At 60.3% G+C, this 14,547-nt stretch carries 15 protein-coding genes; 3 read left to right on the top strand and 12 right to left on the bottom strand.

The features are described from left to right. Positions 1–98: 98 nt before the first annotated feature. Genes ACAG21_RS23495 through ACAG21_RS23440 form a run of 12 tightly spaced genes read right to left on the bottom strand, consistent with a single transcriptional unit; the run spans position 99 to position 11,698 of the window. On the bottom strand, positions 99–779 hold the full coding sequence (locus ACAG21_RS23495; protein ID WP_370498667.1) for a CAP domain-containing protein: 681 nt from the start codon (positions 777–779) through the stop codon (positions 99–101). A 19-nt stretch (positions 780–798) separates the two neighbouring features. After that, entirely contained in the window at positions 799–1,131 is a 333-nt protein-coding gene (locus tag ACAG21_RS23490; protein WP_370498666.1) for a DUF732 domain-containing protein, read from the bottom strand. 39 nt (positions 1,132–1,170) lie between these two features. Beyond that, positions 1,171–1,839, bottom strand: coding sequence for a hypothetical protein (locus tag ACAG21_RS23485; protein ID WP_370498665.1), 669 nt, complete (start codon positions 1,837–1,839; stop codon positions 1,171–1,173). Next, positions 1,836–2,447 (bottom strand): mammalian cell entry protein, encoded by a 612-nt coding sequence (locus ACAG21_RS23480; RefSeq protein WP_370498664.1) that lies wholly within the window; start codon positions 2,445–2,447, stop codon positions 1,836–1,838. Before ACAG21_RS23480 ends, ACAG21_RS23485 begins: the two co-directional genes overlap by 4 nt. After that, the gene (locus tag ACAG21_RS23475) at positions 2,411–3,874 is read right to left on the bottom strand and encodes an MCE family protein (RefSeq protein WP_370498663.1); all 1,464 of its coding nucleotides are present in this window, start codon (positions 3,872–3,874) and stop codon (positions 2,411–2,413) included. The genes ACAG21_RS23480 and ACAG21_RS23475 overlap by 37 nt, the downstream gene beginning before the upstream one ends. Before the next feature lies 1 nt (position 3,875). Continuing rightward, on the bottom strand, positions 3,876–5,015 hold the full coding sequence (locus ACAG21_RS23470) for an MCE family protein (protein ID WP_370498662.1): 1,140 nt from the start codon (positions 5,013–5,015) through the stop codon (positions 3,876–3,878). After that, the gene (locus tag ACAG21_RS23465) at positions 5,012–6,313 is read right to left on the bottom strand and encodes an MCE family protein (protein ID WP_370498734.1); all 1,302 of its coding nucleotides are present in this window, start codon (positions 6,311–6,313) and stop codon (positions 5,012–5,014) included. Before ACAG21_RS23465 ends, ACAG21_RS23470 begins: the two co-directional genes overlap by 4 nt. Positions 6,314–6,345: 32 nt before the next feature. After that, entirely contained in the window at positions 6,346–7,689 is a 1,344-nt protein-coding gene (locus ACAG21_RS23460; RefSeq protein ID WP_370498661.1) for an MCE family protein, read from the bottom strand. Next, a complete protein-coding gene (locus ACAG21_RS23455; protein WP_370498660.1) occupies positions 7,686–8,714 on the bottom strand; it encodes an MCE family protein in 1,029 nt (342 codons plus the stop codon). The genes ACAG21_RS23460 and ACAG21_RS23455 overlap by 4 nt, the downstream gene beginning before the upstream one ends. 24 nt (positions 8,715–8,738) lie before the next feature. Further along, positions 8,739–10,082, bottom strand: a complete 1,344-nt coding sequence (locus ACAG21_RS23450) for an MCE family protein (protein ID WP_370498659.1) — start codon at positions 10,080–10,082, stop codon at positions 8,739–8,741. A 3-nt stretch (positions 10,083–10,085) separates the two neighbouring features. Continuing rightward, entirely contained in the window at positions 10,086–10,919 is an 834-nt protein-coding gene (locus ACAG21_RS23445; RefSeq protein WP_370498733.1) for an ABC transporter permease, read from the bottom strand. An 11-nt stretch (positions 10,920–10,930) separates the two neighbouring features. Further along, positions 10,931–11,698: an MlaE family ABC transporter permease gene (locus ACAG21_RS23440; protein ID WP_370498658.1), complete on the bottom strand. Its 768-nt coding sequence runs from the start codon at positions 11,696–11,698 to the stop codon at positions 10,931–10,933. Between the two features lie 286 nt (positions 11,699–11,984). Between ACAG21_RS23440 and ACAG21_RS23435 the strand changes: the two genes are divergently transcribed. The 3 genes from ACAG21_RS23435 (at position 11,985) to ACAG21_RS23425 (ending at position 14,474) form a co-directional block, all read left to right on the top strand. Next, positions 11,985–12,755: a FadR/GntR family transcriptional regulator gene (locus ACAG21_RS23435; protein WP_370498657.1), complete on the top strand. Its 771-nt coding sequence runs from the start codon at positions 11,985–11,987 to the stop codon at positions 12,753–12,755. 328 nt (positions 12,756–13,083) lie between these two features. After that, positions 13,084–14,289: a cytochrome P450 gene (locus ACAG21_RS23430; RefSeq protein WP_370498656.1), complete on the top strand. Its 1,206-nt coding sequence runs from the start codon at positions 13,084–13,086 to the stop codon at positions 14,287–14,289. Continuing rightward, on the top strand, positions 14,286–14,474 hold the full coding sequence (locus tag ACAG21_RS23425) for a ferredoxin (protein WP_370498655.1): 189 nt from the start codon (positions 14,286–14,288) through the stop codon (positions 14,472–14,474). Before ACAG21_RS23430 ends, ACAG21_RS23425 begins: the two co-directional genes overlap by 4 nt. Positions 14,475–14,547: the final 73 nt, after the last annotated feature.

The raw sequence follows: 14,547 nt of genomic DNA, 5'->3' as shown, positions 1-14,547 counted from the left end.
CGAGGGTTGGTAAATGGTGCTTCGTGGGCCTTGGGGTAGCCCAGTAAGAACTTCGGCGTCGCGTGGGCGCGAACGTCCTCAAAAACCGACTACATAGATCACTTCGGCGGATAGCCGGGTGGCGGGTAGGCCCCGCGGAGGATCCACGCGAACCAGTCTGTGCCGAACTCGAGCTCATCACTGGCGTCGTAGTCGGGGCTGGGGTCCAGTGGAATATCGGGCGTTGCGGTGGGTGCGGCAGCCAGCACCGTCGTATCTGGTGACTGCTTAGGAGTTACCGACGGTCGCTGCGGCTGACCATAGACGGCCACCAGCACAGTCCGGTCGGGGCTATTCTCAGACCACACGCCGATTTGGGTGTTGGCGCAGTTGGACATGATCGCGTAGTAGGCCGGGTTGTAGTACCACTGATTGATGAGCTCCATACCGCTGATTGCGACTGCTGGGTTGATAGCGACCGTTTCAGATACCTGACCATGGAATCCCGCTGCGGCGGAACGGCTTTCGGGCGTCGAGCCGTCAGAACCGATGTCTCCGCCCAGGCTACGGTTGTTCAGCAGATCGTGAGCATGCCACTCGGCCGCGAGCTGAAGCTGCAAATTGATGGCGACGTCATTCGTACAACCCGCTTGGTGCTGGACGGTGTAGACGTTTGCGACAACACCATCGTTGAGGCGCTTGTTGTCAGCCTGCGCGGCAGGGATCGTAAGGGCGGTAAGGCCGGCGATAGCAACCACGACGGACGGCGCCTGGCCTCCTAAGCGTAAGGGGTTCAACATTTTTAGCCTTCTCTCGGGGTTACGGCAGCGTTGGGCGATAGTGTGCGGCCGAATTGCGTAGTTGCCAGATCAGTGCCGGACATAGCTCGTTGACGGCTTGGGCGATGAGGTATGACGCCTGATATTCGTCCGACGTCCCGAGGTCTGTCTTGATGTCTGCGATGAGATCGCCATACGGACGTCCCGCGCGGGTCTTGTCGCAGATGCCCTGGCCGTAAGCCAAGGCATCGGCAGCACCGGCAAAGTGATAGCCCGGGCGCACGGTGACGTTCAGTAGATACGCGACAGCGTCTCCCCGCGCGGACGGCGCGTAGAGTGCCGCGGTGAGCGACAGCCCACCGAGCAACAGCATCAACGCGCATGAACTCCGTTGCCGCATATCGATTCCGATCTAGATCGGGTCAAACGAGGAGATCAACCATCGGCCCTCCGACTTGTCGAGAGTTACTCGCACCCGGGACGCTGTGTTCGTAGGAGGATCGGTGCCCTCGACGATGGTCTGGTTGACAAACATCAGTACGACAGCATGGTTCGGCGACGCCGACACCGCAGCGGCCGCCGGCACCGAGGCCGTTGCCGAGATCCTCTTTTGCTTGCTCCCCGGTATCACGACTTCATGGGTCAGCGAACTATAGGAGTCTTTGAGCGATCCGGTCAGCCGGTCGCGCGCCGCACCAAGATCTTTCTCCACCGTATCGGGACGATAAGACAACATGGCGACAGCGCCATCACTGGCGGCTCGTACGGATTCGCTAGCAGCAAGCCGGGATTCGCGGGCCGACCAGTCATACCACTTCAAATAGCCGGCACCCATGGCCATGATCAACGCCAGGACGGGCAGGATCCCATACGTGAGCGCGCGACGCCATTGCATGCCCCTGCGACGTTTGTCGCGACCGCTATCGTCTTCAGGCTCGCTATCCACACCAGATGCGGCTTCGACGCCATCGGCGTCGGCAACATCTTCGCCAGATTCGACCGCTTCGCATTCATCAGCTTTGCCAGTGTCCTCGTCGCTACTGTCACGTTGGGACCGCCGACGCAGTGCGACCCGGCTCATGGCACGAACTCCACGTTCGACACCTTCACGCCGTCAGCCGTCTTTTGGACAGCGATTCGCATCCGCCAGGCGCGCGGCTGTTGCTCTGGGACTCCGGCAATCGAGGTGCTGACAGTCACGGCCACGAGTACCTGCGCCGAATTGCCCACCTCGGATTCCACGGCAGCGTCGGTGATTACACCTTGCGACTTGGACTGTGCTTGCTTGACAACCTCGATGAAAGGCTGCGACCTTCGCGTGAAGTCCTCCCTAAATGTGCCGGTCGCCGAATCCGTAATCCGTTGCACGTCAGCTTCGGCTTGGGTGTAGTTAATCGTGGTCAGATTCAGTGCGCCTTGGCGAGCAATCTGCAGAAAAACGTTGCGCTGCAACTGGTCTTGATGCGACTGGAACGCGCGGTACCCCAGCCAGCCGCACAATCCTGCGCACGTCACGACCAGCGCAAGGGACACCGCCAGCCCACGCCGACCGGCCCTGCGCCCCTTATCGGTACCGATAACAACGTGGACATCCGGCGCCTCAGGTCCGTCAGACTCGCTTTCGTCATCCAGCGGTTCGGCTGCCGGTTCGTCTAGCTCTTCGGCGGCGGAATCAACATCGATTGCCATGTTCGCTCCTTCGGGGCTGTTTGAGATAGGTCGGATTGCGTGTACAAATGCCCATCCGGACCGGTGTAAGTGCCCGTGGCTGGGTCGTACTCGGCTGCCGCGATCGGTGGCGCTGGATTGCCGGCTGGCGGCGCGTTCTGCATGGGAGCAGACCCCGGGGGCAGTTGTGGAACGTCTTGGCCGGACAAGGTGGCGTTGGGGTCGCCCTTCCAGTTGTAGCCGTCGTTCAACGGCACATAGTGCTCATCGCTCTCGCACATCTTCACGGTGGGAGCTCGTTTACCCGGAACCGTCAAGCACGGATAGTTGCGGGCGCCCCGGACGTTGAAAGGTGAATCCTGCGGCACCCGGCAATAAAGATCACCAGGAGCCCGGTTCGGGTGGTCTTCAAATGAGGGCACTCGTTGCTGCTGCGGTGGCAGAAATCCGGTGTTGCACACCGGCGGAAGGTTGAGATTGAGCTTGAAGTCCAAGAACAGGCCCTTGTAGTCCTGTTTCGTATTGCGGTTGGCGATCATCATGCCTTGGATATTCGCGACGGCCTGCGGAAACAACACAAGCAACTGTTCGAGCGCAGGCTGATAGGTGACGGCGACACCGCCTACGCTGACCAGGTTTGCCAGCAGCAACGGCAGTGTGGGCTGAAGGCGCTGAATGAGCTGGCGAGCTTCATCAGCGCTCGCCCCACCGTTGCGCAGGATCCCGGCCAGAGACTGATCGCTGGACCGCACCTGGTCAGTAATGTTGGCCAAGTGCGCTGCCCAGGCACGAATCGCATCAGCCGAATCAGCCTGCGAGTCCAGCACCGGCCCCGATCGGTCGATCAGGGCCGTCAATGGGTCAAGGTTCTTGTCGGCGTCGACGGCTAGCTGGGTGGAGCCGCTCACTAAGCGGGAGAGCTCAGGACCCAAACCACCTATGGCAGTGTAGCTTTCGTCAATTGCGGTCTTGAGGTTGTCGCGGGGTATCGCCGCCAGCCCACGATTGGTGGCGTCCAGCAGTGAATCGATATCCGGGGGGACGGACACCGCGGTTTCAGGTATCAAGTCGCCGTTCTTCAAAGGCATGGCATTGCCGTTTCGCGGCAGCAAACTAACGTACTGCTCACCAAGAGCTGACTGGCTGTGAACTTCGGCCCGTAGGTCGGACGGAATCTTGACGTCGGATCTCAACGAAAGCACCGCCTTGACACCGCTATCCGTCAGCCGGACGCTCTCGACATGGCCGACCTCTGTCCCCCGATAGGACACGTTGGCACTGGGGTACAAGCCGGCGGCACGCGGAAGCTCAAGGGTTACGGTGTAGCGGCCAATCCCGAAAAGCATTGCCGGCGCATTGATGTAGCGGAAAACCATCACGGTTCCCGCGGCGACTGCAATTGTCGCAAACAGTGCCAGTTGAATCTTGATGCGCCTGTCCAGGTTCATGTTAGGGCCCTTGATCCCGGTGGTAGGGAACCACTAGCGGGTTACCGGCGGTGACGGGACTGGGTAACTGACCGATCGTTCGACCCCACAGCATTTCAAGCTGGGTCAGGTTACCTTCCCATCTGGTACCGGTGAAAAGTGCCGTGTCGAGCCGGCTCAGGGTCAAGTCGATGATCATGGTGATGTTGGCGGCATCGCCACGAAATACCTTGTCAACATCCTCTTTTGGCCAGGGGAAGGTGGGTAACAGACTCAGCGACCGCGTCAGCGCGGGACCGGCGTTGGCCAGCGACTCGAGCACCGGCCCGAGATCGCGCAGCTCTTGTACGAAAGCGGCTTTGGTTTTGTTCGCCGAGTCCGCTGCTAACGCACTGAACTTGCCGAGCCGGTCGAAAGCTTGAACAAGATTCTCTCTTTGGTCCTTCAGGACTGCCAGCGCATCCGGAATCGCCCGTAACCCCCTATCGATCACGGGTTGTTGTTCGGCGAATTGGCTGGCAAGGCTGTTGATCCGGTCAGTAGCTGTCAGGATGTCGTCCTTCTGCCGGTTTAGCTGGCCGACAAACTCGTCGACTCGTCGAATCAGCGTGCGCAGGTCTTCCTCACGTCCGTCGAAAGCGGTGCTGAACGCTTTGGTGATGTCTTGGACTTGGCCCAGGCCTCCCCCATTCAGGAGCATCGAAGCCACCGACAATGTTTGTTCTGTCGTTGGGTATGAGCCGGCCCGCGACAACGGGATCAGTGCGCCGTTGCGCAATCTTCCTTGCGGCGGTACCTCCGTGGGGCCGGCCAGCTCGACATGTACGGTGCCGAGGACGCTTGTTTGGCCTAGCTTCGCGGTGGCATTAGCGGGCAGCTCGACGTCACCGTTGATCCTCATGGTGATCAACGCGTGCCAGCCCTGCCGTTCGATCTTGGTGACCGTGCCTACGGTGACATCGCCGACCCTGACCCGTGAATTGGCCTGGATGTTAGTGACATTCGGCATTTGGGCTTGCACTTGGTAGGACCCCGGCCCGTATCCTTGAGTGCCCGGCAGCGATATCGAGTTCACACCCCGCCAGCCACAACCCGTGAGCACGGTTGCGAGCAGGGCCAGAAGCAATGTTGCGCTTGCGCGGACGGCACCACGCTGGATCATTGGCCGCCCCCAGGGGGAACCATCAGGCCGGTTAGGCCTGCGGCCGGGTTGGTTGGGATCGGTGTTCCAGCGATCGGAGGCGCCGTGCCAGTGATCGCCGGCACAGAGTCAGGCGGCTGCGTCTGAATTGTCGGCGCCGGTCCAGGTGCGGCTGGCGGTGGGTTGGGCCGGTAATCGGGCCGCAGCCAGTCCTCACTGTAGGTAATCTCATTCGGTCTTGCCTGTGCGGTAACAAATGGGTTCATTCCCAACGGGAGAAAGTTGTACTGCCGGTTCTTGATAATCGGCGCCAGATATTGCACGCAGAGCTTGGCCGACTGCTCGTTGTTCAGTCTGGACGCGGCCTGAATTGCCCCGCACAGGAACGAGATCGGGTTAGCGAAGTTGTTGATCGCCAGAATTCCTGTTATCGACCCCTGCGCTGGGTCGTAAATGTTGACGAAGTTGCTCACCACGTTGGGAAGGACATGCAGTGTCTGCTTGACATCATCAAGGCTCTCGGTCAAAGCCTGTGAGATGCTGGCCAGTTTGTCCGATGTGGTGCCGAGTGCTTCACGGTTGTCGGCTACGAATCCCTTAACATCATCGACTGCGGCGTTGAAATCGGTTATCGCCTGGGCGATTTGGTTGGGATCACTTGCCAGAAGTGACGTCACCGCGGCGAGATTCACGTTGAGTTGACGCATCAGGTCGGCACTGTCGTGTAGCGCCGAAACCAGTGTTGAGAGGTTCTTGACGGTCGAAAATGTGTCGTTGCTGTGATCACCGAATGCCGACACCGCTTGGGACAGTTTAACAATGGTGTCGTGTATTCGGCTTCCCTGACCGCGCAGGTTGTCGGCGGTCGTGTTGATGAAAGCACCCAGCGGGCTGACACCGTCGGGGCGCGTCGGCTGCAGGCTATCGCTGAGTTTCTCCAACTGTTGACGCAAGTCATCAAATTCCACCGGCACCGCCGTGCGGTTTTGCGGTATGACCGCACCATCTGCGAGCCTCGGACCGCCCGTATAGGCCGGCGTGAGCTGGATTGCGCGAGACGTGATCAGCTTTGGCGAGAGGATTACTGCATTAGCCTCAGCGGGGACTTGGTATTTGCGGTCCAGCGAGAAGCTGATCTTGGCACGCTGAGGCTGCGGCTCGATCTTGTCGATCCGACCAACCCTGACGCCGAGGATCACGACGTCATCACCGACGAAGATTCCATTGCTGTTATCGAAGTACGCGATCACGTGTGTTCGGCTGATTGCCGGTAGTGACACGACGAGGACGATTCCGCCGAGCAGGATCACCGCGTGCAGACCGGCCAACGCAATTCGAGTGGCCCGCGACCTCACGGTTGCCCCTTCGGCTGGCTGGGCGGCGGAACCTCGTTGGGCGCCGGCACATACACCGGCGATGGCGTAGGTTCGGGAACCGACGCCAGTTCCGGTGGAGCGGCCGCGGGCGGGCCGGGCGGCGGTCCCCCCGGAGGCGGAGCGGGCAGTGGCGGACGGTAGGGATAGCAGCCCGGGCCCGGGAGGCGACAAGGATGATCGCCGGGATTGCCCGTAATCGCATCCGGCAGCCTGAGATTCGGCTCGCCCGCTTGGCCGGTGCGGGGGTAGGGCACGGGAAGCGCGGGTGTGCCGGGCTGCCCCGTCTGTGGGTCGGTGCGTTGCGATGGCAGCAGCACGTTCGGGTCCAGGCCCAGGTCAGAGAAGGCAGTGTCGACAAACGGCTGCAGGAATTGGCCCGGCAGCAAATTGACAACGTAGGCTTTGAAGAACGGCCCTCCAGCCACCGATTCGCCCAACGACATCGAGTACGCATTAAGCAGTTTCAGTGACTTCTGCACCCTGTCTTTGCGGTTGTCTACGATCGTCAGAACCCCGTTCAGCTTGTCTAGGGCCGAATGGAGCTGAGAGCGGTTATCGGCGACGAACCCCGACAACTGTCGGGAAAGAGCAGAGATATTGCCTGAAAGCTGTTCGAGCGCGGCACTTTGAGTCCGCAGCTGAGCCAGAAGCGCGTTGGTGTTGGCGATCAGCTCTACTACTTGATCGCTGCGTTTAGCCAGGACTGCCGTCGCCTTGTTGGCGTTGGCAAGTAGCGTCCGCAGTTGAGCATCACGCTCGTCAAGTGTTTGGGCGAACCGGGCGACGCCATCGAGTGCCGCCTTCAGGTCTGGTGGCGTGTCTTTGAATGTTTGCGCCAACGTGCTCAGCGATTGGTCAAGCCGATTCGTGTCCAGTTCGTGGACGGTCTGTGTTAGATCACCCAGTGCGTCCGGTAGCTGGTAGGCAGGTGTGGTGCGGTTCAACGGAATAGGACCGGACAGGTGGCCATCCCCGCGGGGGGTAATTTCGAGCACCTTCGCGCCCAACAGGCTCTTGGCCCTAATGGCTGCCTCGGTGCGATCGCCGAGACGGATATCTTTATCGATGTTGAACTTGATCAGTACACGGGCACCGTCGAGCTCGACGCTCGTGATGGCGCCGACCTGGAACCCAGAGACTTGAACGTGCGCGCCGGTGTCGATTCCACTCGATTCCGCGAAGTAGGCTGAATACTCTGCCTTTTGGGCCGTGAAGATGGGCAACTTGTCGTACTCGAGTGCGCCCAGCACGGTGGTAGCCGTCACGGCGATACCGATCACGCCGATCAAGGTGTGGTTGCGCTCAGAGAACGGTTTCATTTTGGCGTGCACCGCCCGGATGGCTGGTTGGCGAGCCTGACGTATACCGGTTGCCCGCCTTTCCCATTGACTTTGAGGACGGCTTCGCAGAGGTAGAAGGTGAAGAAGTCGCCGTACATCCCTTGTCGCGCCAGTGCCTGGTATGCGTCTGGCAAGGTGTTGAGCAAGTTGTCAAAGTAGTCGTGGTCGGCCAGCACCAGATTGTTGGCCCGTTCCGATTGTGCAACAACGCTTTTGAACGGTGCACGTGCTTGAGAGAGCATGTCGGCGATCGAACCGGCCGCGGCGTTGCTGTAGGCGACCGAGTTAGAGAGATCAGTCTTGCTAGCGGCTAGCCGCTTTACCAGTTCCGCCAATGAGGTGAGAGCCTTGTCGAACTGCTGGCTTTGATCACCCACAGCACCCAGTACCGTGTTGAGGTTGACGATAACCTGGCCAATCAGTTCGTCCCGGTTTGCCAGCGTGCTGGTGAGGGCGGCGGTCTGGGACAGGAAAGAGCCGATGGCTTCGCTCTGCCCCTGCAACACTTGAATGAGCTGTCCCGACAACGCATTTACCTGAAGTGGATCCAGCGCCCGGAACAACGGGCGGAACCCCCCGATGAGCGCATCCAAGTCCAGTGCTGGCTCGGTCCGATCTAGTGGGATGGCTTGGTCATGGCCCAACCGCTTGACCCCGCCGGCGCCCTCTTGTAATTCCAGGTAGCGGTTGCCGATGACGTTGTCGTAGCGGATGACTGCCCGGGTCCCCTCAGTCAGTACCACCGTGTTGTCCGCCGAGAACTGCACAGTGACGACGGTGTCGGGGCGTATCGAGATGTGTTTCACCTTGCCGACCTCGACGCCGGCTATACGCACGAAATCGCCAACTTTCAGTCCACTCACATTGGTGAACTCGGCGTTGTAGGTGGACTCCGATTGAAACCGCAGCTGCGCGAACACCATGAACAAGCCGAACGTCGCGAGCCCGCACACGATGACGAATATGGCCAGACGCCATATCGCCCCGGCAAGGTTATCTCTCACGGATCGGATCCTTACGTAGTTGCATCATCCGGGTGGTGGGCCGGGTAGTGGCCCAGGCGGTGGCGGGAAGAGAGGTGCGCCGTCGGGTCCGTATTGCGGCGCACCATAGGGAGGTGCGCCCGGGTAGGGCACCGGGCCCGGTGCGGGCGGGCCAAAGTTGCGTAACGTGGGCGGCTCCGGCACACCCCGAGTGACGGGGAAGAAATCAGCCCATCCCGGGAAGCCGATCCCGGGATTGGGCCTGATGTCCAGACCCGTACCCCAGCCGGTGTTGGTAACTAGTTGCCGGACAGGATAATTCGCTGCAACGTCCGGAAGTGACCCGCAACCGGGCTTGCCCCCGGGACCGCCCTTGGCCGCCACGATTGGCAAATTGTCGGGATACCGATAAGGGTCACTGCCCAACAAGAACGCGTCGTCGAGCAGAATGCTCCGACCGTTCTGCCCGCCCACAACGTTGTAGCCGCCGTTGTCGAGCCACGACTTTGCCCCTACCAGCAGGCACGTGAACTCGGGGTTGTACTTCATCAGCAAATCCGTCGTGGGCTGCAGCACGTTGACCGCCTGCACGAGATGTTCTCTGTTGGGAGCAAGAAGATCAATCCCAGCCTGAGACACACCAATAACGCTGAGCAACAGCACATCTAAATCAGAAGCTTGAGTGCTGATAGTGGCGCTTGTCGTAGTGAACGCCTTGATCGTTTCTAACAGGTCGTGGGCGGCTGCACCGTAAGGGCGACTGGCATCGCCCAGCGACCGCCAGTCGTGTTGCAGTGTTGTCATGCGCGGATTGATCTCGCCGAGAACATGATTGCTGGCGGTGATGGCGTCACCCATCCGCTCGCCGCGTCCCCGAACCGCGACTGCGAACGCAGTCAGAACTGCGTTCAATTTTGGTGGGTCGATCTGATGGAGAACGTTGACGAGGTTTTCGAAGACGGTATTCACCTCGGTGGTCACATTACGCGACCGCAGCACAGCTCCCGGCGAAATATGCTGTCTGCTAGGGCTATCCGGATAAATCAGGTCGACATATTTCGCGCCGAACAGAGTGGTGGCCCGGATCTGGGCTTCGACATTGGCGGGAATATGGTTGACCTCAGCTGGGAAGAGGTCAAGTTTGAGACGCACGGGATTTCCGCTCTCGATGCCGGCGACTCGCCCCACTTGCACACCACGCAGCTTGACTTTGGCGCCGGATTCCATCACCAGGCCGGCGCGCTCCGACGTGAGGGTGACCGGAACGTAGGTGTCGAGAGTCCCGGCGAACATCGCCGAGCAAATCCACACGAAAGTCAGCACCACCGCGATGAGAGCCGCTGTCCAGTAGGCCGGGTGAACACGAAATCGCTTAGCTTTAGTCGTCATTGGCTAACCCGATAAGTTGAATCCGCCGGACTGCCCGTAGATGGCCAGTGAGATGAAGACCGTCAAGACTCCCGAGGCTACGAGCGAGGTTCGGACCGCGCGCCCCACTGCTTCCCCTACCCCAGCGGGTCCACCCGACGCGGTATAGCCGTAGTAGGTGTGCACAAGCATGATGACGATTGCCATCGATACTGCAAGCAGGAACGACCACACCAGGCTCATCGGGTAGAGAAAGGTGTTGAAGTAGTGGTCGTATACGCCCGTCGATTGCCCGTATATGGCAGTGGTGCTGATCTTTGCTGACGCGAAGGCCGCCAGGACGGCAACGCAATACAGCGGGATCACGACGATCACTCCGGCGACAAGCCGCGATGAAGCGAGATAGGCGATTGAGCGGATGCCCATCACTTCCAGCGCGTCAATCTCTTCGTTGATGCGCATCGCGCCGAGTTGCGCCGTCGCACCCGCACCTATGGTGGCGGCCAAAGCGATGCCCGAAGTCAACGGCGCGGCCAGCCGGACATTGAAGTATGCCGACGCGAATCCGGTCAACGCTTCCACGCCTATGTCGGAGAACTGGTTGTACCCAATGACTGCGGCTAATGCCCCGGTCGTGATTGTCAGGAAGGCCACGATCACGGTGGTTCCGCCGACCACTGCCAATGCTCCGGTGCCTAGCCCCATCTGTGCGACTAGTCGCATCAACTCGGTCCTGTAATGCACAAACACGTCGCCGGTGGAACCGATAGTCCTCGCGTAGAACTGGGCCTGGGTGCCGATTCTGTTCCACCCGTCTGACCATCGGCGCAATGTGCGCGATAGGCGGGGAAACGGCATCTGGGAGACGGTCACAAGGTGACCTTTACGCCGACGGCTGTGGTGATGATGTTGATGGCGAACAGCGCCATGAAGGCGTACACGACGGTTTCGTTGACCGCGTTGCCGACCCCCGCAGGCCCCCCGTCGACCGAAATGCCCTTGTAGCAAGCGATGAGCCCGGCTGCCATTCCAAACAGGCCGGCTTTGACGAGAGCCAGCACGACGTCCGGGATTCTGGTGAGTACCGTCATCCCAGCCGCGTAGGCGCCCGGGGTCACATGCTGAATGAACACCGAGAAGAAGAACCCGCCCACCAGGCCCACGGTGATCACTACGGACGACAGCAGCACAGCGACAAGCGTTGCTGCGAGCACTCGGGGCACGACCAACTTCTGGATCGGGTCGATGCCCATCACTCGTAGCGCGTCCAGCTCTTCGCGGATGGTTCGTGCACCAAGGTCTGCGCACATTGCGGTGGCACCCGCGCCTGCTACCACGAGCACGGTCACGATGGGACCTACCTGCGTCACCGTCGCGAAAGCGGCCGTGGTGCCGCAAAAGTCAGCGGCCCCGAATTCCACCAGCAAGATGTTGAAGGTAAACACCACCAAAACGGTGTACGGGATCGCCAACATCAGCGTTGGCAGCAACGACACGCGTGCCACAAACCAGGCCTGGAGCAGAAGCTCCCGCCATGCGAAAGGCTTCCGCGGTATCAGCATCATGGTGTCTAGCGCCATGGCGAAGAATCCCCCGAGAGCCGAGGCCGGCTTGGTGGCGCTCGTCCATACGGTCATCCCGGCCGGCCTTGTGAGTCGACGGTGTGCCGTACCGCCAGCACTGGCCAGCGGCAGCGGTGCGCTGACAGACCAGCGGCCCAGTGACCGCTGCTCGGCGCGCATCGTCCTACCAGCTGAACCACCCCGTATCAGTCCTTTGAATTCACCATGCTCAATTGATCTGGTGAGAGTCTGGGGTGATATCAGTCACTTGTCAATAGATTCAGCCTAATCCAATATGCTGAATGTTGACGCGGGGCGTCCTACCGCGTCGAGCCGGTTACGAGTGGGAAGATGAGCGGTGATGACAGTCGATCCACCGGCCTTTCGCCGCGCTGACTGGGAGCGTCGGTCCAACCGCGGCCAGACGAGGCCCGAACAAGCTGCAGAGCAGCTGGCAACCATGGCCTTGGCGGCCGAGCCGGGAGAACGGCTGGGTACCAAAGACGAACTGCGCGCGTCGTGCGGTGTGTCTGTAGGCACCTTCAATGAGGCGTTGCGCATCGTCCAGGCGCGCGAGCTTGTCACGGTCCGGTCCGGTCCTGGCGGTGGCCTATTTGCTAGCCGCCAGTCGCCCCTTGTCCGTTTCGGCAACGCGATGCTGGCCCTCGACGATGACGCCGCGTCGCTGGCCGATGCTTTTCGGTTGCGCCACGCACTGGATCCTTTGCTGATGCAGGATGCCTTGGAGCACTCGTCTGCCCATGACATCGCGGCGCTACGCGCCGAGCTAGACCAAATGAAGGGGGCGGCCGCAAGCTCCGACAGCACCGCCTTCATTCGGGCGAATTGGCAGCTACACATCAGGCTTGCCGAAATCAGCCCGAGCGCCCTATTACGCTCGTTCTACCTACACCTTCTAGAGATCACCGACTCCCACCTGTTGGCAGCGGAGCCTGTCCAAGACGAGTCACTGTCCGAATACCTTCAGAGCAGATACCTCCTTCATGTCGCCTTGGTCGACGCGCTCGCGCAGCACGATTCGCGCGCAATTGAGTTGATCCACGAGCACAATGCCACTGGCCCGTGGATCGGCGAAGACCCCAGAACACCGGCTGCCACTGCCGACCGTTAGGACTCTCGCCGGTCTGTAGCCAACAGTCGCCGGTACGCAATTGAGCAGGCGCGGGTTGCTGTTGCCGGCAACCAGTCCCTTCGCGTCGATCCATAATTCAGGATGATCAATATGGCCAATCCTCTTGACATGAGACCTGCGCCACAACATGCTTGCAGCGGGCCGATTCGAAAACGGTGAAGCAGGCTGCAACGGCTCTCTTGGTGACGGAAGCCGCACTTGGATTCCGGACCGGTTAGACAGCTGGCAATCACCGCAAACCGCACATCTGCAACGTGGCAGTCAATTTCGGCTCCGTCGGGCCGAAATACGTTGGAAGGGAAGGCTCATGACGACCTCGGCAGACCCGGACCAGTTCTTTAATCCCCTGAACCCGGACCATCTTGCTGAGCCCGACGAATTGATGCACGCATCCCGGATGGGTTGTCCGGTGGGCGAAGTCAGCGACATCCTCTACACCGTCAACACCGATCTCGGAGTTCGACAAGTGTTCGAGGACACAGCACATTTCTCTAACCGGGGCAATTTCTCCGTCGGAGCTGAGGATGTTCAGTGGCCGTTTACCGTTGCTACCCAGGCAGACCCGCCGGCCCACACGGCGTTACGCGCTCGGCTTCTCAAAGATTTCGCGCCCGCAAGGTTGCGCAAACTCACACCGCGGGTTGAGTCGATAGTTGCGGCTAGCCTCGACGCACTGCCTGAGTCCGGCAGTGTCGACCTGTACGCGGACTACGCGCATTACATCCCGGCGAGGATTCTCTACGCCCTGATCGGCATACCCGAAGAGGCGTGGACCGATGTTCAACGATGGTCTGATGCGATCGTTGCAACGGTCCCCGAACCAACCCATGTGCTGCCCGAATTTCATTCCCTTACCCGGTATCTCGGCCAGCTGGCGGAGCGCAGACGCGCCCATCCCGACCACCGCGAAGAAGATGTACTCGACAACCTATGCTTCGCAGGTCCCGACGAGGCCGACATGTCGACACCAGAGGTGATGACACACATCCTTCAACTCGTCGTCGCCTCGACCGATACCACGCGGGCGCTCATTGCAAATTGTCTGTACCGGCTGCTCGAGAATAGGAAGCACTGGGAAGCCGTCCTGTCTGATCGGTCCCTGTTGCCAAACGCTATCGAGGAATCATTGCGAGTGGACTCACCCGCGCAGTTCATGGTGCGTTCGGTGATCGAGGACGTGACCATCGATGCCTGCCCCGTACCTGCCGGCAAGAAGGTCTACCTCAACATCCAGTCTGCGAACCACGATGAAAAGCGATGGGGCCCAGACTCGCAGAAATATCGCTTCGATCGGCCGCACGCGGCGGCCCACTTGGCATTCGGGCGGGGAATTCACACCTGTATCGGTGCACCTCTGGCCCGAATCGAGGCGCGAATCGCAATCGAAGCACTCCTAGACCGCTACCCCGGAACGAGACTGGTCCCACACGCGAGATGGGCGAAATGCCCGGGGCCATTGACACGAAGGGTTCAGAGCGTACCCGTCCTGCTGTCCAGAGAGGATGTCCGGTGAGAATCGAACTCGATCGAAACCGCTGTGAAGGCCACGGAATGTGCGAAGTGGTAGCGCCGAAATTCTTTGCGGTTCAGGATGACGGAAGCCTCACCATCCTGTCGGAGGAGATCTCAGATACCGACGAGTCGCAATTGCACGATGCTGCAATTGCATGCCCCGTCAACGCATTACGACTGACGTGATGTCACCGCCTGCAAGCGCCGACGCTTGATGCGCTAAGTGGGCAGGCAAGTCTTCGAAGATCGCGGTAACAGC

Origin of the sequence: Mycobacterium sp. pR1184 (assembly GCF_041287235.1) — a bacterium.
In the GTDB taxonomy this organism is placed as follows: Bacteria; Actinomycetota; Actinomycetes; order Mycobacteriales; family Mycobacteriaceae; genus Mycobacterium.
Note: the sequence above shows the minus strand (reverse complement) of the source record. Positions and strands in the feature narration are given on the sequence as shown.

Coding starts and splice junctions, on each gene's coding strand:
- ACAG21_RS23450 (WP_370498659.1), bottom strand. CDS start 10,082: ATGACGACTAAAGCTAAGCGATTTCGTGTTCACCCGGCCTACTGGACA.
- ACAG21_RS23495 (WP_370498667.1), bottom strand. CDS start 779: ATGTTGAACCCCTTACGCTTAGGAGGCCAGGCGCCGTCCGTCGTGGTT.
- ACAG21_RS23475 (WP_370498663.1), bottom strand. CDS start 3,874: ATGAACCTGGACAGGCGCATCAAGATTCAACTGGCACTGTTTGCGACA.
- ACAG21_RS23470 (WP_370498662.1), bottom strand. CDS start 5,015: ATGATCCAGCGTGGTGCCGTCCGCGCAAGCGCAACATTGCTTCTGGCC.
- ACAG21_RS23480 (WP_370498664.1), bottom strand. CDS start 2,447: ATGGCAATCGATGTTGATTCCGCCGCCGAAGAGCTAGACGAACCGGCA.
- ACAG21_RS23440 (WP_370498658.1), bottom strand. CDS start 11,698: ATGACCGTATGGACGAGCGCCACCAAGCCGGCCTCGGCTCTCGGGGGA.
- ACAG21_RS23460 (WP_370498661.1), bottom strand. CDS start 7,689: ATGAAACCGTTCTCTGAGCGCAACCACACCTTGATCGGCGTGATCGGT.
- ACAG21_RS23490 (WP_370498666.1), bottom strand. CDS start 1,131: ATGCTGTTGCTCGGTGGGCTGTCGCTCACCGCGGCACTCTACGCGCCG.
- ACAG21_RS23430 (WP_370498656.1), top strand. CDS start 13,084: ATGACGACCTCGGCAGACCCGGACCAGTTCTTTAATCCCCTGAACCCG.
- ACAG21_RS23485 (WP_370498665.1), bottom strand. CDS start 1,839: ATGAGCCGGGTCGCACTGCGTCGGCGGTCCCAACGTGACAGTAGCGAC.
- ACAG21_RS23445 (WP_370498733.1), bottom strand. CDS start 10,919: ATGCCGTTTCCCCGCCTATCGCGCACATTGCGCCGATGGTCAGACGGG.
- ACAG21_RS23435 (WP_370498657.1), top strand. CDS start 11,985: ATGACAGTCGATCCACCGGCCTTTCGCCGCGCTGACTGGGAGCGTCGG.